The sequence below is a fragment of the Paenarthrobacter sp. 4246 genome (assembly GCF_040546855.1).
Classification (GTDB): domain Bacteria; phylum Actinomycetota; class Actinomycetes; order Actinomycetales; family Micrococcaceae; genus Arthrobacter.
Map to the genome: position 1 here is coordinate 88,947 of NZ_JBEPOP010000006.1, position 17,930 is coordinate 106,876.

Annotated in this window: 20 protein-coding genes; 8 read left to right on the plus strand and 12 right to left on the minus strand. The window is 62.1% G+C overall.

Translation table 11 applies throughout. From position 1 onward, the window contains the following. Positions 1-360: 360 nt before the first annotated feature. The gene (locus ABIE35_RS12620; RefSeq protein WP_280625425.1) at positions 361-687 is read left to right on the plus strand and encodes a hypothetical protein; all 327 of its coding nucleotides are present in this window, start codon (positions 361-363) and stop codon (positions 685-687) included. A gap of 41 nt (positions 688-728) precedes the next feature. Beyond that, positions 729-1,280, plus strand: a complete 552-nt coding sequence (locus ABIE35_RS12625) for a dihydrofolate reductase family protein (RefSeq protein WP_354515358.1) — start codon at positions 729-731, stop codon at positions 1,278-1,280. A gap of 48 nt (positions 1,281-1,328) precedes the next feature. Here the strand turns inward: ABIE35_RS12625 and ABIE35_RS12630 are convergent, their stop codons facing one another. After that, on the minus strand, positions 1,329-2,282 hold the full coding sequence (locus tag ABIE35_RS12630; RefSeq protein WP_354515359.1) for an ArsR/SmtB family transcription factor: 954 nt from the start codon (positions 2,280-2,282) through the stop codon (positions 1,329-1,331). A 55-nt stretch (positions 2,283-2,337) separates the two neighbouring features. On the opposite strand from ABIE35_RS12630, the gene ABIE35_RS12635 reads away from it, so the two are divergent. Continuing rightward, on the plus strand, positions 2,338-3,597 hold the full coding sequence (locus ABIE35_RS12635) for an MFS transporter (protein WP_354515361.1): 1,260 nt from the start codon (positions 2,338-2,340) through the stop codon (positions 3,595-3,597). A 74-nt stretch (positions 3,598-3,671) separates the two neighbouring features. On the opposite strand, the gene ABIE35_RS12640 is transcribed toward ABIE35_RS12635, so the two are convergent. From ABIE35_RS12640 to ABIE35_RS12650, 3 genes are all read right to left on the minus strand, one after another. Next, a complete protein-coding gene (locus tag ABIE35_RS12640; RefSeq protein WP_354515363.1) occupies positions 3,672-3,971 on the minus strand; it encodes a hypothetical protein in 300 nt (99 codons plus the stop codon). 122 nt (positions 3,972-4,093) lie between these two features. Continuing rightward, entirely contained in the window at positions 4,094-4,537 is a 444-nt protein-coding gene (locus tag ABIE35_RS12645; RefSeq protein ID WP_354515365.1) for a hypothetical protein, read from the minus strand. A gap of 48 nt (positions 4,538-4,585) precedes the next feature. Beyond that, positions 4,586-5,029: a YdeI/OmpD-associated family protein gene (locus ABIE35_RS12650; RefSeq protein ID WP_354515367.1), complete on the minus strand. Its 444-nt coding sequence runs from the start codon at positions 5,027-5,029 to the stop codon at positions 4,586-4,588. A gap of 91 nt (positions 5,030-5,120) precedes the next feature. Here ABIE35_RS12650 and ABIE35_RS12655 point away from each other — a divergent pair, with 91 nt between their 5' ends. Next, positions 5,121-5,351 (plus strand): DUF2630 family protein, encoded by a 231-nt coding sequence (locus ABIE35_RS12655; protein WP_207595644.1) that lies wholly within the window; start codon positions 5,121-5,123, stop codon positions 5,349-5,351. Here ABIE35_RS12655 and ABIE35_RS12660 read toward each other — a convergent pair whose 3' ends face one another. The 5 genes from ABIE35_RS12660 to ABIE35_RS12680 form a co-directional block, all read right to left on the minus strand. Continuing rightward, the gene (locus tag ABIE35_RS12660; RefSeq protein ID WP_354515369.1) at positions 5,352-6,494 is read right to left on the minus strand and encodes a glycerate kinase; all 1,143 of its coding nucleotides are present in this window, start codon (positions 6,492-6,494) and stop codon (positions 5,352-5,354) included. Positions 6,495-6,553: 59 nt separating this feature from the next. Beyond that, positions 6,554-7,516, minus strand: coding sequence for a D-2-hydroxyacid dehydrogenase family protein (locus tag ABIE35_RS12665; RefSeq protein ID WP_354515371.1), 963 nt, complete (start codon positions 7,514-7,516; stop codon positions 6,554-6,556). A 90-nt stretch (positions 7,517-7,606) separates the two neighbouring features. After that, positions 7,607-8,497 carry a carbohydrate ABC transporter permease gene (locus ABIE35_RS12670; protein WP_354515373.1) on the minus strand — a complete coding sequence of 297 codons (891 nt, stop codon included), beginning with the start codon at positions 8,495-8,497 and terminating at the stop codon, positions 7,607-7,609. 2 nt (positions 8,498-8,499) lie between these two features. Beyond that, entirely contained in the window at positions 8,500-9,261 is a 762-nt protein-coding gene (locus tag ABIE35_RS12675) for a carbohydrate ABC transporter permease (RefSeq protein WP_337340153.1), read from the minus strand. A gap of 178 nt (positions 9,262-9,439) precedes the next feature. Then, a complete protein-coding gene (locus ABIE35_RS12680) occupies positions 9,440-10,579 on the minus strand; it encodes an extracellular solute-binding protein (RefSeq protein WP_354515376.1) in 1,140 nt (379 codons plus the stop codon). A gap of 379 nt (positions 10,580-10,958) precedes the next feature. Between ABIE35_RS12680 and ABIE35_RS12685 the strand changes: the two genes are divergently transcribed. Both ABIE35_RS12685 and ABIE35_RS12690 read left to right on the plus strand, forming a co-directional pair. Beyond that, positions 10,959-12,014, plus strand: coding sequence for a LacI family DNA-binding transcriptional regulator (locus ABIE35_RS12685; protein ID WP_354515378.1), 1,056 nt, complete (start codon positions 10,959-10,961; stop codon positions 12,012-12,014). Positions 12,015-12,116: 102 nt separating this feature from the next. Further along, positions 12,117-13,958 carry a glycoside hydrolase family 2 protein gene (locus ABIE35_RS12690; RefSeq protein WP_502921386.1) on the plus strand — a complete coding sequence of 614 codons (1,842 nt, stop codon included), beginning with the start codon at positions 12,117-12,119 and terminating at the stop codon, positions 13,956-13,958. A 92-nt stretch (positions 13,959-14,050) separates the two neighbouring features. Here the strand turns inward: ABIE35_RS12690 and ABIE35_RS12695 are convergent, their stop codons facing one another. Then, complete coding sequence (locus tag ABIE35_RS12695; protein WP_354515380.1) at positions 14,051-14,848, minus strand: glycerophosphodiester phosphodiesterase family protein; 798 nt, start codon at positions 14,846-14,848, stop codon at positions 14,051-14,053. 13 nt (positions 14,849-14,861) lie between these two features. Continuing rightward, positions 14,862-15,134, minus strand: a complete 273-nt coding sequence (locus tag ABIE35_RS12700) for a hypothetical protein (protein WP_354515382.1) — start codon at positions 15,132-15,134, stop codon at positions 14,862-14,864. A 138-nt stretch (positions 15,135-15,272) separates the two neighbouring features. Here ABIE35_RS12700 and ABIE35_RS12705 point away from each other — a divergent pair, with 138 nt between their 5' ends. Together ABIE35_RS12705 and ABIE35_RS12710 are read left to right on the plus strand one after the other, a co-directional pair. After that, on the plus strand, positions 15,273-16,139 hold the full coding sequence (locus tag ABIE35_RS12705) for an SDR family oxidoreductase (RefSeq protein WP_354515384.1): 867 nt from the start codon (positions 15,273-15,275) through the stop codon (positions 16,137-16,139). Continuing rightward, a complete protein-coding gene (locus tag ABIE35_RS12710) occupies positions 16,136-17,065 on the plus strand; it encodes a methyltransferase family protein (RefSeq protein ID WP_354515387.1) in 930 nt (309 codons plus the stop codon). Before ABIE35_RS12705 ends, ABIE35_RS12710 begins: the two co-directional genes overlap by 4 nt. On the opposite strand, the gene ABIE35_RS12715 is transcribed toward ABIE35_RS12710, so the two are convergent. Next, positions 17,062-17,871 carry an HAD family hydrolase gene (locus ABIE35_RS12715; protein ID WP_354515791.1) on the minus strand — a complete coding sequence of 270 codons (810 nt, stop codon included), beginning with the start codon at positions 17,869-17,871 and terminating at the stop codon, positions 17,062-17,064. The two genes, ABIE35_RS12710 and ABIE35_RS12715, sit on opposite strands and share 4 nt — an antisense overlap. Positions 17,872-17,930 lie beyond the last annotated feature (59 nt).

The window sequence follows — 17,930 nt, forward strand, 5'->3', positions numbered from 1 at the left end:
CGACACCGCGCCCCGCCGCAAAACGGACTAAAGGGCATCCACTCCGGGGCATCTTGCAAACGGCTGTAGGCCATTCATCAAGGCACTTTTGAGCACTGGTGGAATGCCGAATCAGCCTAGACGTAACATTTCAGTCCCGTATGTTGTCCCAAAACATCCCCTGCAGCCAGCTGTCACAAAGACAACTTCCGGGACAATTCGGTTTGTGACTCAGGAGCCCATATCCATCCGTGGGTACACAGCGGCCTGGCTGACGTCGACGATCTTCAACCGCAGCCGTCATGCCGGCCACCACCGTCGTAATGTTGCGCAGGTCACACATGGCACATACGCTGGGGGCGCTGCAGCGTGGCAGCAAGGATGAAAGGCAGTGCATTGGCCAGCGAGAAGCTCTCCGTTGTTGTTCGCGTCGACGTAGACGGCGAGCAAATTCAGATCGAAGCGACCGGTCGCGTGACCGCTTTGAGCCTTCAGGGTCTCTACCCAGTGGTCCAACGCACCAAGGGCCTTGGCGGCGGTCTCGGAGTGGAGATGGACCTGTCCCAAGCGACCATTGATGAGGATGCACTGAAACAACTCCAGGTCTACGCCGAACTCCATGAAGTGCCCGTGCGCCTCAACCCGGACCACAACAATGTGACCGCCCTTCCGCCCCGCGGCCTCCAAACCACCAGCCGCGCCGCCTAACACCAACACTCCAAACACCCGCCGCCCAACAGGAGAAACAATTGCGCAAAGTCACCGCCGGCCTGTTCCACTCCGTTGATGGCGTGGTTCAGGACCCATTCAAGTTCCAGTTCGACAGCTTCGACGACGAACTCGGCAGAGGACTGACCAAGATGATCACCACGGTGGACACCGTGGTCCTGGGGCGGGTCAGCTACCAGGAGTGGGCCGGATATTGGCCCACCGCACCTCGGGATGAGGACTTTGCTGCCTTCATCAATCCCGTGGAAAAGTTCGTCGCATCGCGCACCCTCACAGAGCCTCTTGAGTGGGAGAACTCGCACCTGATCGAAGGCGATGTGGAGAAGTTCGTCGCCGACCTCAAGCCCCGGGATGGCGGCGAGATTGCCGTCTGCGGCAGCATCTCCCTGGTCCGCCAACTGTTTTTCGCGGGCGTCCTGGACGAACTGACCCTCATGACGCATCCCGTGGTGGCCGGCAGCGGGCGGCGGCTCTTTGAGGACGGCGACCCGTTGCACCGGCTCGTGTTGGAGGACCAGTACGCTACCAGCAAGGGCAACGTGATCAGCACCTACAGCCTCCGCAAAGACTAAAACGTACGACGGCGACACTCGCCTGCCGCCGTCGTCCTGCCTGTGAAGTCACCCCAGCAGCAACGCCGCGCCCAGTTCGCTCCGGAAGTAGAGCACACTGCGGCCGTAGCGGGTTGACGTCACGAGTCCTGCGTCCCGGAGTGCCCTGAGGTGCTGGTTCACGGCCGACGTTGTGACGCCAAAGCGCAGGCCCAACTCTGTGGACGAGGCCGGGGCTGCCAAGGCGGTGAGCAGGCTGGTCCGGACCTCACCCAATACGGCCACAATCGCGGCCGGGTTCGTGATCCGTTCCGTTTCCCACATGGCGCCCTGGCCCCTGGCGGGGTACATCAGCAGCGGCGGATCGCCGTGGTTCACGGGAGCAGAGGCCCGGCGCGTGAACATGGTGGGAACAAGTGTCAGCCCCAAGCCGTCCGTCCTCTCGGTCCGCGACGCCGGATTCTTCAGCCGCACGGAGATGACGCGGCCATCGAACTCCACAGCACCGGACAAATCGTTCAGCATCGTGAACAGCCCGGCCTGTGCAATCTGCCGGCCCCGGTAGACAATGTCCGCTTCCAGGATGGTGCGCATGCGCAGCCAGTGCGGCTCGAAGCAGGTTTCCCAGAAGTCCCGGAGGATACCGACCATGCGTCGGATCGCCTGCCCAACGGGCCCGGAAAAGACTGTCGGGACAGCGCCGTGCACCCTGACCAGATCCCCGTGGAACTGCTCGGCTGAAAGCTGCTCCAATGCTGCGAACTCGTCGTCGATTCTGGTCAGTGGCGACTGGGGCCGGGGGTTCAGGAAGTCCGGTGTCCACAGCCGGTCATCCACCAAGGACAGCAATCCATCGAGGTCCAAACGTGAGCGGGCTTCTTCCGTCCGACGCAACCAAGGCAGCTGGAGCGGGTACTGGCTGGGATCGCGAACAGCCCTGAGGGAGAGTCCCAGTTCGCAGAGGGGCGAGATGCCAAAGCGCACGCCGCCCAGATCTGCCTCTGACAACTCGTACTTCAACATGAAGCATTACGCTACATCAATACCGCCCGCCGTCAGTGGGTGACAGAACTGGGGTGTGACTAAATCCCCCGCCAATACCGCCCCCGCTCCGCAGCACAACCTCCGCGTCGCGCTCTCTGATCCCGCCCTCAAGATCCTCGCCTCCGCCATCCTGATATCCACAGTGGGCCGCGGAATCTTCCTCACCCTGACAGTCCTGTACTTCAGCCGCTTCGTCGGGCTGAGTGCCCTCGAAATCGCTGTGATCCTCACGGTTTCCAGCGGGGTCGGTGTCGCGACGTCGTACATCGGTGGTCGACTCGCCGACCACTTTTCCGCACGTCGACTCCTTGTCGGCATGGTCGCCGTCCAGGGTCTCGCGATCGCAAGCTATACGTTCGCCGGGAACTTCAGCACCGCCGTCGTAATCGCTTGCATAGCAGTGGGCGTGGACCGTGGCGCGAATGCTACGCGATCCGCGATCATCGCCCGGGCCTTCGACGGCCCGAACCGCGTGAATGCGCGCGCCGTCCTCCGCACCATCACCAACCTGGGCATCGCCGTGGGAGGTATGATCGCCGGGCTCGCGCTGTTGGCCGGTACCGCAGGTGCCTTCCGGGGAATGATGATCGGCGCCGGCGTGGCCTACCTCCTGAGCGCGATGGCCCTCCGCCGCCTCCCCGCCAGGGTGGACGCACCCCGCCACGATCCCGCCAAACCTGCCCCAACGCGGGGCATCTCCCCCTTCAAGGACCGCCGCTACGTACTGCTGACCGTGCTGTCCGGTATCTTCGGCATGCAGTTTGGGCTCGCCGAGATGGGCGTACCGCTGTGGATTTCGCAGGACACCAGTGCCCCAGACGTCCTGATATCGGCAATCCTTGTCATCAACACCCTGTGTGTCGTTCTGCTGCAAGTGCCGCTCTCCCGCGGTACCGAGCACCCCCGGCGCGCAGGAAAGATCGTGCTGATTGGTGGCGTGCTCATGGCTGTGGCCTGCGCGCTCTACGCCGCGGCGGGCGGGGTGCCGGTCATCGCCGCCATCAGCCTTCTATCCGGCGCGGCACTTCTTCACTCGTTCGCGGAGATCCTCTCGCAAGCGGGAGCCTGGGGACTCAGCTTCGAACTCGCCAACCCCCATCAAGCAGGCGCTTACCAAGGGATGTTCGGCATGGGATCTGCCCTGGGGGCCATGCTCGCACCGCTCGTGGTGACCGCCACCGTCGTCGAACATGGCACGCTGGGTTGGGCCATCCTGGGTGCCGTCTTCTTTGCCTCGGCGGCGGGAATCGCGCTGATAGCGCGGAAGGCGTCGACGACGGCGGCGCTCACCTGAGGGGGCCACATGCCAACAGCCGCCTTCCAACGGGTTCGGCCAGAGGAAGGCGGCTGTTGATTATCGGGCTAACGTCAGTGGCTGCCGGTCACTTCCTGCCAGGGAAGCCGGTGCCCGTTGCAAAGAAGGCTGGGCGATTCGCCCTGCTCAGCCAATTCGGCCTTGAGCCCCTGCCTCACGGCCTGACCGTAGGACTGCACCCGGCCACCCTCTGGGTATGCCGCATCAGGGTCGTCATTCAGGCCCGAGTACGAGCAGATGGAGTTGGAGTTTTCCGGACCCTTTTCCACCTGTCCCGCCGCTAAAGCCGGCGTCGCAGACAAGGCCGTCAGCGCGCCCACGCAGAGGGCAGCAGAGAGAATTCTGATTCGCATTGTGTTACCTCGCTTAGTTGTGACTTGGCGCGCGCTTCCCAGCCAGCCCGACGCAGGTGGGAATAAGATAGCGCAGGTCCACGCCGAGGGTAAGGGCCCTTCGGTAGCATCCTCGAACCGGGCTACTGACGGCTACCCAGCTCCAACAGGTTCACGTCGACGTTTCCCGTGCCAGGCTTCGGGGCTCCACGTTTTTCGCGCAATTGCGTGGCCCGATATTCGTCTCTGGACAAGCGGAACCCGTACCAGGCCAGGAAGCCCGCAATGCCCATGGGCCACAGGGCACCCCATGAGGGCCCGCCTCCTTGAAACACAGGCATGATGAACAGCACCACCGTGGCAAGGAATCCCACCGCCCCAAAAGCAGCCAATATTGCCATGCCCCACCACGAACTGACCTGCGCCTGCCCCCGCCCCGGCGTAAACCCGATCTCTTCCTTGGGATAGCTGTGTAACTCACCGGTGCTGGTCCGTCGAAGGACACGCTTCTCGCCGCGTGCGACAGCTTCCTTATGTTCCGCATATGCAGCGTCGTCGCGCCGCTCACGTTCCCGGTCGTAGACCACGATCAGTCCCCCTCCAAGGTCGAAGAAACCAGCCTACGGCCAACTGGGCTACTTCTTCCCCGCCTTCAAATCCGCGACCACTTTCGCTATCCGCCGGGCACGCGTCTCCTCGGTCTTGGCGTCACCGATCGGCTCGACGTATCGCCGCTGAGAGCTGTAGTTCAGGGTCTTGTAGAAGGCCTTTGCCTCAGGTTCGTCATCCAGCGCGGCGGCCAAGTCCTCGGGCACCTCGATCACGCGTGGCTGGGTGTCCACTTCAAGGCCAACCTCAACCGTGTCTCCAGCCGAAGCGCCCGTGAGCTCACGGTTGGCCGAACTGACGCCCACCATGTACTTCCCGCCCATCACCGCGATGCTGCTGCGGTAGCTCTGCCCGTTGATGGTCACCACCACAGGGGGCCGTTTGCCGGCTCCAAGCGCGTCGACGATCTTGTGGGGAACTTCGATGCCGGCCTTATTGCCATCGCCAACGATGGTGGTTGTGAATTTCATGTCCCAAGTATGCCGGTGGCCATTGGTAGACGCACCGCACCTACAGGACTACTTTCGAGATATCCGCAATCCCGTACCAAAGGAGACAGCCATGGACAACCAGGATCTCTTGGAGCGCATCCAGTCGCTGGTCGAAGAGGAGCACCGCTTGCGTGACTCCGAAGGGTCAGACAACGACACCGCCCGCCTCGCCCAACTGGAGGCCCAGCTGGACCAATGCTGGGACTTGCTGCGCCAACGCCGCGCCAAAAAGGACGCGGGCGGGAACCCCGACGACGCCGAACCACGGCCCGTCAGCGAAGTCGAGGGCTACCGGCAGTAATCAGGCTCCCTCGAGCACCTGGCTGGTAGCCCACGCGAGGTATTTTGCGGCATTGGCTACCGCGTCGGCGACGTCAGGAACGCCGTCTTTGCGCTGCGCAACGTCCAGCAACTGGGCGGCGGCCACAATCCCGTGCTTGGCCAGGTCTTCGGGCGTTACCGTGATGCGCCCTGCGACTGCGATGACGGGAATTCCGTGCACGCTTGCGGCGTCGGCAAGTGCGATCGGCGCCTTGCCTGTGAGCGATTGCTCGTCCATGGACCCTTCGCCGGTAATCACCAGATCGGCCTCACCCAAATGCTGCGCGAGGCCGGTCAGACCGGCGACCAGCGCGAAGCCGCCTTCCAGCGCGGCGTCTGTGAAAGCAAGGAACGACGCCGGGAACCCACCCGCCGCTCCAGCTCCCGGAACGTTCACGTCGCGGCCCGTAGCTTCCCGAAGGAGCGACGCCCAGTTGCGGAGACCGGCGTCGAGCTTCTCAACAGCATCTTCATCGGCACCCTTCTGCGGGCCGAAAACATGTGCGGCGCCTTCCGGCCCGTACAGCGGGTTTTGGACGTCGACGGCGATGCGGAACTTCACGGTAGAAAGCCGCGGATCCAGTTCGGAGACATCGACAGCGACGACGTCGGCCAGGGAACCTCCGCCGAGCGGCACCACATTCCCGGCAGCATCGAGGGGCTTGAGCCCCAAGGCACGCAAGGCGCCGCTGCCGGCGTCGGACATTGCCGAGCCACCCAGCCCGAGCACGATCTCGGTGGCACCGGCGTCCAAGGCGGCCGCGATGAGCTGGCCGCAGCCGTAGCTGTGGGCCCGCAGTGAGTTCTCCGGCGTCGGCACCATGTGGGCCAGGCCGGATGCCATCGCGGTTTCGATAACGACACTTGCCCCGCCAAAGGCGTCTTTCCGGATCGCCCAGGAGGCTCCGACGGGCTTGAGGATGGGCCCGACCACCGCGTTGTTTCGCTCTTCGTAGCCTGCAGCGATCGCGGCATCCAGTGTGCCTTCGCCACCGTCGGCCACCGGGAATTGGGTGGTCACGGCATCCGGGTAAACACGGAGGGCGCCTTCGGCCATGGCTGACGCGGCTTCGGCGGCGGTCAGTGATCCCTTGAACTTGTCCGGGGCGATGAGGATACGCATGGGTCCATCTTGCCAGCTTCGTTCGGAAAGCGCTTGCCCGAGCGTAACTTAGCGGTTGGTTAGCCCGAGATCACCCGAACAGGAACCCCGTCGAGCCACCCCTTGACGTCCTCGAAAGCCCCGCCATAGAACTGCCGGTAGCTCTCATGGGTCACGTACCCGATATGCGGTGAGAGCACTGTCCGCGAAGAGTGCAGCAGCGCGTGCCCGGACGGAAGGGGTTCCTCGTCGAACACGTCCAGCGCGGCGCCGCGGATCCACCCCTCCTCCAGCGCCTGGATCAGGGCGGCCTCATCCACCAAAGGACCCCGCGCGGTGTTGACCAGCACGCCTTCCGGACCAAGAAGACGCAGTTCTCTGGAACCGACAATTCCTTCTGTCCGCTCGGACAGCCGAAGGTGCAGCGTCACGACGTCGGACTCACGGAACAGCTCCTCTTTGCTGACCTTCCGGGCACCAGCGGCCTCCGCAACATCGGCCGTGAGGTTTTGGCTCCAAGCCAGGACGTCCATACCGAATGCTTTGGCGTAGCCGGCCATTCGCTTGCCGATCTTGCCCAGGCCAACGATTCCCAGCGTCTTGCCTTCGAGTTCAAACCCGACGCCGGTCTGCCAGTCACCAGCCCGCAGTGAGTTCTCCTCCACAGTCAGATTCCGGGCAAACGCCATGAGCAAAGCCCACGTCAGCTCGGGCGCTGCCGCCGGTGAACCACCTGTCCCGCACACCACGATGCCGCGGTCCGCTGCAGATTCAAGATCGATAGCGGCATTCGCCATGCCAGTGGTCACCAGCAGCTTCAGGTTCGGCAGCGCCTCAAGGACATCCTGGGGAAAACGGGTGCGTTCGCGCATCGCCACAATGATGTCGAACGGCGCCAGGGCGGCCACGGCTTGCTCTTCCGACACGAAAGGTGCGCTGAAAACGCTCACCTTCACGCCGTCGTCGAGCAGGGAGTCCCATGGGGCGTAATCGCCGGAGACCTGCTGGTAATCATCCAGGATGGCTAATCGGAATCGGGTCACGTTCCTTATCCTCGCGTGGTGGCCGGTGGTACTCAACCCCATCTCGCGTTAGGTTTTTGAATTCTCCCGCGGATGGTCCTGCTGACGCGGCTACTGTCCTCCCAAACCGGAGGTCGCGAAGCCCTTCACGATGTGGCGTTGGAACAGCATGAACATGATCAGCAGCGGGAGTGCCGCAAGGATGGCGCTGGCCATGGTCTGTGCGTACTGGACACCGTAGGCGTTCTTAATGGTCGCCAGCCCAACCGGAAGTGTCAGCAGATCCGGGTTGTTGGTGACGATGAAAGGCCACAGGAAGTTATTCCACGCTCCGATGAACACAAAGATGGAGACAGCAATCAGGATGGGGCGGGACAGCGGCATCACAATGGTGAAGAACACTCGAAGGCCACCGGCGCCGTCAATCCTGGCCGCTTCCTCCAACTCTTTGGGAATGGTGTCGAAGAAGTTCTTGAGGATAAACACCATCATGGGAGCAACCACCTGCGGCAGGACAATGCCCGCCCATGTATCAGCAAGCTGCATGGAGTTCATCTGCTGGTACAAAGGCACAATGAGGATTTGGCCGGGGACCATGATGGACGCCACGGTCATTGCGAAAAGCCATTTCCGCCCCCGGAATTCCATGCGGGAGAATCCGTACGCGGCAAGTGCCGAAATTCCAACGGTCAGGACGGTGACGGCAATGGAAATGCCCAGGCTGTTCAGCATCCATCGCGGCACGTCCCCTTGGCTGAGGACTTGCACGTAGGCATCGAAGTTCCAGCCGGATGTGGGTGCCACAAAAGGTGACGTAGCGGCGTCTTCTTCGCTTTTGAGGGAGGTGGTGACACCCCAAAGGATAGGCAGCAGCCACATGAGGGCGAGGATGACAAGCGCCAGAATCCCGCCGACCCTGGCAATTGTGCTGCCGTTCTGTGCGCTGTTCCTACGGGAAGGTGCGGCCGGGGCCGCCTGTCGGGTTTGCGTTTGGATGGACATGGTCAAGACGCCTTCCTGTTCATCAGACGCAACTGGACCACTGCGATGACGACGATAAGTGCAAAGAAGAGGTAGGAGATTGCGGAGGCATAGCCCAACCGGTAACCGCTAAAGCCGATGTCGTAGATGTACTCCAGGACGGACCGGGTACTGCCGCGGGGGCCGCCGGACGTCAACAGGTAGATCTGCTCGAAAACTTTCAGTGACGCCAGAATCTGGAGCATGACGATCATGACTGTGGTTCGGTTGACCATAGGGATGGTGATCGAGAAGAGTCGCCGCCATGGCCCCGCCCCATCCAACTGGGCGGCTTCGAAAAGGTGGTCCGGAATGTTCTGAAGCGCCGATAGGTACAGCAGGAAGTTGAAGCCCACGGTCCACCAAATAGTCACCAGCACCACCGAGAACATGGCTACACCCTCAGTGTTCAGGAAGCCGATCTGCTTGATTCCCCACGCATCCAGTGTGGCGTTGACCAGCCCGAAGCCCGGTTGGAACATCCACTGCCACAGCGCAGCCACCACCGAAACGGGCAGTAGGTACGGTGCGAAGAAACTGAGCCGCCATAGCCACTGGCCCGGAAGCCCCACGTACACCAAGTGCGCCATCACGAACGACAACACCACCAGGGGTGCTGCGGTGAAGAGGGTGAAGACGGCGGTGTTGCCCAGGGACTGCCAGACGGCCTTGTCTCCCAAGGCTTCCGCGTAGTTACCGAAACCCGTGAACTCACCCCCGGCGCCCGTGAGGCTCTGGTTGGTCATGCTCATCCACAGTCCGGAGATGATGGGCCAGAGAAGGAAAAGTGCGAAAGCCGCCAGGAAAGGGACCACGTACCAGAAGCCGCTGGTCTGTCTGATCTTCCGTCCTGGACTAGGACTTACCAACGCAGTGCCAGGTTTGGTTTCAGAAAGCTCTGTCAGCATTGTTTTCACCTCAGCGTTACGTCGGGTTGGGGGCTGAGAGCATCGTCTGCACGTGCTCCATCATGGAATTCACGGCGTTCTCCACCGTGACAGTGCCCTGCAGCGCCGCGGAAAGCGTTTGTGAAAGCTGGTTTTGAAAATCGGTGCCGGCACCGGCGAACCACACAGCAGGGTCGAAAGCCGGCGTTTCGCCGGCGGCCGCGTAATCCACCTGAGGCACCAACGCGCGGTACTCGTCAGTGTTTTGAATCGGAGTGAAGGCAGGAATGTGGCCCGCCTGGGCCCAGTTGAGTCCCTCCTTGAGTATTCCGGCCACGAACTGATGTGAGGCTTTAAAGGCTTCAGAATCCTTACTTACCTGCTTTGGCAGTACCCAGACATGGGAGTCGGTGTAGCTGGCCGGTGTGCCAAAGAGGGTCGGCATGGGAACGGCACCAAGGTTGGGCACGGCTTTGGCGAACGCGGGCAGCTCCCACTCACCGGAGAAGATCATGCCTGTGGTGCCGGTAGTGAAATCGGCAATAGCGCCGTGGTAGGTCTGATTATTAACGGCCGCCTTGCCATCCAGCAGCTCTTTCAAGAAGGCCAACACCTCTGTTGCCTTGGCCTTGTCTATCCGCGCGGGCTGCCCCGCCGTCATTGTGTATCCGCCACCGGTTTGGTTGTAAAAGCCCCAAAACAATCTCCACGACTGCGCGGAGTCCAGCACATGACCAAAGGAAAGTCCCTGCTTTCCAGTGGCGACAGCCATTCTGGAAGCTGCCTCCATGAGTGCCTGGGGGGAGGAAATTTCCCGAAGTTTGCCGTCGCTGTTAGCTATGCCGGCCTTGACGGCCAAGTCCTTGTTGTAGAGCAGGATGAAGGGGTGGGTGTCCATGGGAACAGCAAAGAGTTTTCCGTTGTAGAAGCACCTCTCCCACACTGCAGGAGCGAAATCCGCTGGCTTTAGCCCATACTCCGCCAGGAGGTCGAGGTCGTAGGGCTGGAGCAGGCGCTCGGGAGCGAAACCGGCCAGCCGCGAGAGGTGCATGATGGCGGTGTTCGGGGCCTTGCCACTTGAGGCGGCCATGGCGAGCTTGGTGTAGTAAGGCGATCCCCAGGCCAGCGTGACCGGCCGGACATCGAGGCTGTTGGCTGTGCTTACGGCCCCTATCATGGCGCGCATTTTTACACCGTCAGCACCTGAAAACAGATCCCAGGACTGAATGGACGTCCCGCTCGAGGGACCGGCGCACCCAGTTAGGGCGCCCGCAGCGAAAATTCCACTGGCTGCAGCTGCCGTGCGCAGCACTGCGCGCCGGCTGATTCCCGAAGAGCCCGCATAGAGACCCTGCTTAGGAGACTGCTCTTGGTTGGGTCGCAGCAGCGACTTCATACTTCTTGGCTCGTACATCGATGTTTCCTGCCCGACGCGACGCTGGTGAACTTACGTCCTTGATAAAGTTCTAACGTTAGAAACAATGAAGGGACCGATAGGGTTTGTCAAGGGCATCCTTGCCTTGACCGGTTCACCGACGCTGCTAGGAACGCAAAGCATGACTTCTGACGAAATTCTTCCTGTACGGCCTGCTGTGCGAAGGACGAAAAGCGGCGAACCCGGGGTCAAAGAGGTAGCCAGCCTGGCCGGCGTGTCCTGGAAAACGGTGTCCAACGTTGTCAATAACCGCCCCAACGTCAGGGCTTCTACGCGGGACAAAGTCCTGGCCGCCATCGCCGAGCTTGACTACCGCCCCAACCTTGCCGGGCGCCAACTGCGCCAAGGAACGTCCAACACCCTGGTTCTGGCTGTTCCCGAAATTTCTTCACCCTATTTTGGCAGGCTTGCAGAGGAAGTCATCTCAGCGGCCAAACACAGGGGCTACACCGTCCTCACTGAGGTTTTCGGCCTGGATCCCGAGGCTGAGAAGTCCGTGTTGGCAGGCTATCGGGACCGGATGGTGGACGGCGTAATCTACAGTCCATTGACCATGGATTTGTCCCTTTTTCAGACCCGCACCGACACCACCCCCATGGTCCTGCTCGGTGAACGTTTGAGTGGAGCAGGCGTCCCCCACGTGAGCATTGACAACGACGCTTCCGCGCGGAACCTCGTCAGCCATCTGGCAGCCCGGGGGCGACGGCGATTGGGCTTCATCGGCGCGCGTCCGGGCAGCGGGGAGGGCACGGCCATGCTCAGGTTGGATGGTTTCCGGCGCGGGCTGGAGGAATGCGGCATTTACTACGAGCCGGATTTGGTGGTGGACGTCCAGCACTACAGCCGCGAAGAAGGCGAGCTTGCAGCCCTGCGACTCCTCAACTCCGGCGTTGACTGCGATGGTGTTGTCTGCGCCAGCGACGTCCTTGCCGTGGGTGCCTTGCGCGCCTTCAGGCGACGGGGATTACGGGTACCGGAGCAGATGGCAGTGGCCGGCTGGGACGACATTCCCGAGGCCGCATTCATGGCTCCCTCGCTGACTAGCATCGCCCCAGACATGCCCGCCCTTGCCGACGAAGCCTGTCGCCTGCTGCTGGCCCGGATCGCCGGAACCGACCTCCCTGCCGAGGAAGTAGTGATCCCGCATGAGCTGAAGGGGCGGGAATCCACCTACTAACACTGAGGGCTCGCTTGAGCTAAGTCCATAAATTTCTAACGTTGCAAATTTTCTCCCAATGCGCTTCACTGGAAATGACTCCCCCATCCCGCTCTCGAAGGACTGGCCTTGACGTACTCTGATGTGATCCCCTCCCTCCCGAAGCCTGAACACCCCCGCCCGCAGCTGGTCCGCGAGCAGTGGCTGAACCTCAACGGAACCTGGGCATTTGAGATCGACGCCGGTGACTCCGGTTTGGAACGCGGCCTCACCACCCGCGAACTCAACAGCGAGATCCTGGTGCCGTTCGCGCCGGAATCTAAGCTTTCCGGGATTGAGCACGTCGATTTCATGGAAGCAGTCTGGTACCGGCGCACGGTGACCATTCCGCAGGAGTGGGCAGGTCGGAATGTCCTGCTTCACTTTGGCGCTGTGGATCACGACGCCACGGTGTGGGTGAACGGCGTCGAAGTGGCCCGCCATCGCGGCGGCTTCACTCCCTTCAGTGCAGACCTTGGAGGAGTGGCCGAGCCCGGTACGGACGCAATAATTGTGGTGCGGGCCAGGGATTCCCGGCACGAAATGCAGGCCCGCGGCAAGCAAGCCACGTGGTACAACAACACCCACTGCCAGTACACCAGGACCACCGGAATCTGGCAGACCGTGTGGATGGAAGCAGTCCCTGAGGTCCATATCAAGCGCCTCCAAATGACCCCCAACCTGGCGGACTCCAGCATCACACTTGAGGTGCCTGTCAGCCAGAACCGGAGCGGGCACACCATCACCGCGGTACTCAGCGACAAGGGTGACATGCGGGTTGAAGCTACGGTCAAAGCCGATCTGGACCTTACGCCCTCCCTTCGGCTGGAAATCCCCAGCGAGTCCCTGCGCCCTTGGTCCATTGAAGATCCCTTCTTATATGACCTTGAGGTCAGCGTGATGGACTCCGCCGGCAATACTGTTGACCACGTCAGCAGCTACGCAGCAGTGCGGTCCGTTGCCTTGGACGGAAAGGTTGTTCGCATCAACGGCAAAGCAGTGTTCCAACGCCTCATTCTGGATCAGGGCTACTGGCCCGAATCGCTGATGACCTCTCCGGATGACGCAGCCTTGATCAAGGACATCGAACTGTCCATGGCAGCTGGTTTCAACGGCGCCCGGCTCCACGAGAAAGTCTTCGAGGAACGCTTCCTCTACCACGCTGACCGGCTCGGGTACCTGGTGTGGGGCGAGTTCGGCGACTGGGGTGTCTCCGGCGGAGGAACCGTGGGGCACAACCAAAAGCCCACAGCGAGCTTCGTGGCGCAGTGGCTGGAAGTGCTTAAGCGCGACTTCAATCACCCTTCCATCATTGGTTGGTGCCCGCTGAACGAGACACACCAAGTGATGCACGACCGCCCCACTGTGCTGGATGACGTCACCGAAGCCATGTTCCTGGCTACCAAGCTTGCTGATCCCACACGCCCGGTCATCGACGCCTCCGGCTACTCCCACCGCATCCGGGAAACGGACATCTACGATTCCCACTCCTATGAGCAGGATCCGGATCGTTTCCGCCTGGAACAACAGGGCCTTGCGGACGGCAAACCGTTCATCAACCGCACAGCGGACGGCCAGGACTACTCAGTGCCGTATGCCGGGCAGCCCTACTTCGTCTCGGAATTCGGGGGGATCTGGTGGAACGAAGTTGAGGCCCGCCAGGCTGTGGACGGAAGCGACGTCGCATCGTCATGGGGCTACGGCCAGCGCGTCAGCAGCGAGGAAGAGTTCTACACCCGCTTCGATGGACTTTGCTCAGTGCTCCTGGATAACCCGGACATGTTCGGTTACTGCTACACCCAGCTGACGGACGTCTTCCAGGAGAAAAACGGCATCTTCAACTTCGACCGCAGCAACAAGTTCGACCTCGCCAGGATCCGTGCGAGCCAAATCCGGCCTGCAGCGATCGAAACCCGAGGGAAGTGATAGAGCGTCCCCACCAAACCCGAGGGAAGTGATAGAGCGTCCCCACCAAACCCGAGGGAAGTGATAGAGCGTCCCCACCCCCGGACGCTCTATTAGACCCACTCGCCCCGGCGCACCATGACTTCCTTCAGAAGGTCCAGCCGATCGGACACGAGCCCGTCCACACCTAGGTCCAGCAACCGTTCCATCTCTGCCGGATCATTGACGGTCCACACATGAACCTGCCTGCCCAACCGGTGCGCTCGACGGATGAATCCCGCCGTCACCACCGGCAACCGCCCATAGCGAACAGGAACCTGGAAGACGTCGACGCCGGAGAGCAGCTTGCGTGCCAAGGGAACCGGAAGCACGGGGCCAAGAAGAACGAAAAGAGCAGTGAGTGAACTGCCCGCTGAGGAGGCCACACGACGGGAAAGCTTGGAAAGGACTGCGCGGCGTCGCCTATCAGAGAAGCTGGTGACCAGAACCCGGTCATGGACGCCATGCTTCTCAATAGCCGCCGCCATAGTGCCCACGGAATTCCAATCCTTGACGTCAAGATTCAGCCGGGCTTGGGGCAACGCCGTGACCAACTCGTCAAAAGTTGGCACCGGCTCCACGCCGCCAATGCGCGCGCGGGCAACCTTGTGGGCGGTCAGTTCCGAAACCCTGCCCACCGAATCAGTCACGCGGTCCAGGGAGGAATCGTGGAACACCAGAAGTACGCCGTCAGAGGTGGTGTGGACATCCGTTTCCAGGTGCACGGTGCCCAGTTCCACTGCAGCGTGGAATGCTGACATGGAGTTCTCCAGGCCATCCAAGGAGAATCCCCGGTGGGCGAAGGCCAGAGGGCCTGACGAACCGTCCTTGCGGAGGAAATAGGGCAGCGTCACTCCCGTAGCGTAGCCCATTGCAAAGGTGGGTTTAGCTCTCCTGCGGGACTGCCGCCGTCGTTGATTGCGGAACGATCGCCACGCCGTCACTGACGTGTACCAACGTGCGGCCGCGTCCGCCGTCGAGCTCCACCCACACCGCGGTGGCATCGCCGGTGACGGCGTCCACCACCCCGGACGATTCGTAACCCGGCGTCAGAGTGACGCTGACCCGATCCCCCTGGCGCAGTGAACGCCAGTGATGGTCCGGTTCGATCCGCCGCAAAGGCGCAGTATTGACGTTGTTGATCCGACGCTTGGCCATGATTCCCCCTACACATTCAACGAGACAATTTCACCGTGCGAACGGGTCCTTGGCTGGAAGCCTACGGAGCCAAGTTGAACGCCGGTTGTATAAAAGCTGGGAACTGAGTGACACCGCGGGACTGGCAAACTAAAGGGCATGACTGTGTTGATTGCCGGATGCGGCGACCTTGGGACCGAAGCCGGACTCCGCTTCGCCGCTGCGGGCCATAAGGTGGTGGGCTTGCGTAGGTCCCCCGAGAAGTTGCCTGCCGAAATCCGCGGCGTGTACGCGGACCTCTCCACCGAGCTGCCGGAACTGCCCTCAGACGTGGACATTGTGGTGGTGGCCATTGCGGCCGATGCTTCCACCGAAGAGGCCTACCGCGCTGCCTATGTGAGCGGCGTAGAGAACGTGCTGGACGCCCTGAAACGGCAGTCCATTCAACCGCGGCGCATCCTGTTCGTCTCCTCCACGGCTGTGTACAAGGACTCCGGCGGGGCTGTGGTGGACGAGGCCACCCCCACGGAGCCCACACGGTTCAGCGGCAAAGTCCTGGTGGAGGCAGAAAATCTGCTGTTCGCCCGAGCCCGTGGAACCGGCACCCAGCCTGTTTCGCTGCGGCTCGGTGGCATTTACGGGCCGGGACGCACCCGGCTGATCGATCAAGTCCGTAGCGGCAAAGCCGTCATTCCGGCCCGACCCCGGCATACCAATCGCGTCCACAGGGACGACGCTGCGGCCATGATTGTCCACCTCACCACCATGGACCAGGACCCGGACCCCGTGTACGTCGGTGTTGATAACCAAGCGGCGGAGATGGGCGACGTCATGCGGTTCCTCGCCTCAGAGATGGGATGCCCGGAACCCACGACTGCGGCACCCGGGGACGCGTCCGACGCCGGCCCGGGCGACAAGCGCTGCAGCAACGCACGGATTCGGGCGACGGGTTTTGAGTTCACCTTCCCCACGTTCAAAGAAGGCTACCGCGCGCTGTTGGCCGGCGAGGGCGTGCGGCACCCGTGAGCTCGGAGGGCCATGCCCCTTCGCAGGCACACGGGTGGGGCCGGATCTACTTCGCTGTCCAAGCTGTGGCAGGCCTCGCGTGGTGGGTTGGCGTCTTCCTGTCACCGGCAATACGCGCAGCCACTCTTGGCCGCCTGGATCCCGTCTCCGTAGCCGCCTTCGACATTCCCTTGTTCGTCATCGCCTCGGGTGTCGCGGCCTTCGGCGTCAGGGCAGCAGCAGTGGTGGCAACTGGTTGGACTGGAATCGTTGCAGTTGCCTTGGCTGTCTACGCAACCATCACTACCGAGGCGGGGTGGGGCGTCCTGATCATGTTCGCCGCCGCCGCATGCTCACTGGTTGCGCTGTTCTTTGTGGCGCAGGGACGGGTGCCCACAGAGTTGATCGTGCGGGGACCGTTCGCGTTCCGTCCGGCATCCACGCTGCGCGGCACTGCAACCAACGTGGGGTCAACCATGGGTCAATTGATTCTCTTCTGGGGTTTCTTCCTGGTGGTGCTGCCGTCCGTCATATGGTGGTTGGAGCAGCGGTGGGGCGTCTCCCTGCTGTTCCCCTCGGCGGCCGCACCCGTCGGCTTCGTGGTGCTGTTATTGGCCAGTTCGCTAGGTATCGCTTCCGCGGTGACTATGTCCTCAACCGGAGGCGGCACCCCCTTGCCGTCCGCCATGCCAAACCGTCTGGTCATCGCCGGTCCATACAGGTGGGTTCGGAATCCCATGGCCGTGGCAGGAATTTCCCAAGGCGCTGCTGTGGGCCTTGTGCTGGGTTCGTGGCTGGTGATCGCCTACGCCGTCATCGGCTCGCTCCTGTGGAATTACGCTGTTAGGCCACATGAGGAGGCTGATCTGGAACGCCGGTTTGGAGCCGACTTCCGGCGTTACCGCGACTCAGTGCGCTGCTGGATTCCGCGCCTCCGACAGAACTAGACGCGCTGCTCCGTCAGCTTTGCCTCGAGAATCTGGGCCACGCCGTCATCGTCGAAGTGCGGTGCCTGCTGTCCGGCGGCGAGGATGGCCTCCGGGTGTCCGCTGGCCATCGCGTAGCCGTGGCCGGCCCAGCGAAGCATCTCGATGTCATTGGGCATGTCCCCGAACGCCACCACATCAGCGGCTTCGATTCCCAGGGACTCGGCGTACTTGGCCAGAGTGACGGCCTTGTTGATGCCGGGAACGGACATTTCCAGCATCGCCGTCCGGGGTGCTGAGTGCGTGGTGCTCACCAGATGCGCGACGGCCGGCTGAACTTCGGCGAGGAATTCGTCCGGCGTACCTTTGCGGGTGATCGCCAGGAACTTCACGACGGCGTCATCCGCCGTGAGCGTCTCAGCCAGCGGCTTTGGGGTGAATTCGGCGAGAAGCTCGCTTGTTTCGTTCTCGATGAAGCCCGGCTCAAGCTGAAAACCCGTGAGGGTCTCAACGGCGAAGAGGGCGTCGGGCCGGAGTGACTTGATGATGCGGCGCGCCTCAAAGACGGAGGCGGCGTCCAGGGCACATGAAGAGAGTGCTTTCTCGGTTTCCAGGTCCCACACCACCGCTCCATTGGAACAGATCACGATTCCGCTATGGCCGAGCTGCTCCTCAAGCGGGTACAGCCAGCGTGGCGGACGACCCGTGACGAAGACGAGTTCCACCCCTGCGTCGCGGCACGCCTGGAATGCCTTGATGGTCCGGTCACTGATTTTGCCGTCGTGACCGAGGATGGTGCCGTCAATATCGCTTGCTACGAGCCGCATCATGCCAGTCTACGTGGGCGCCACGGCCCACAAGGTCGCGCAGTTCAGGGAGCCCGGCT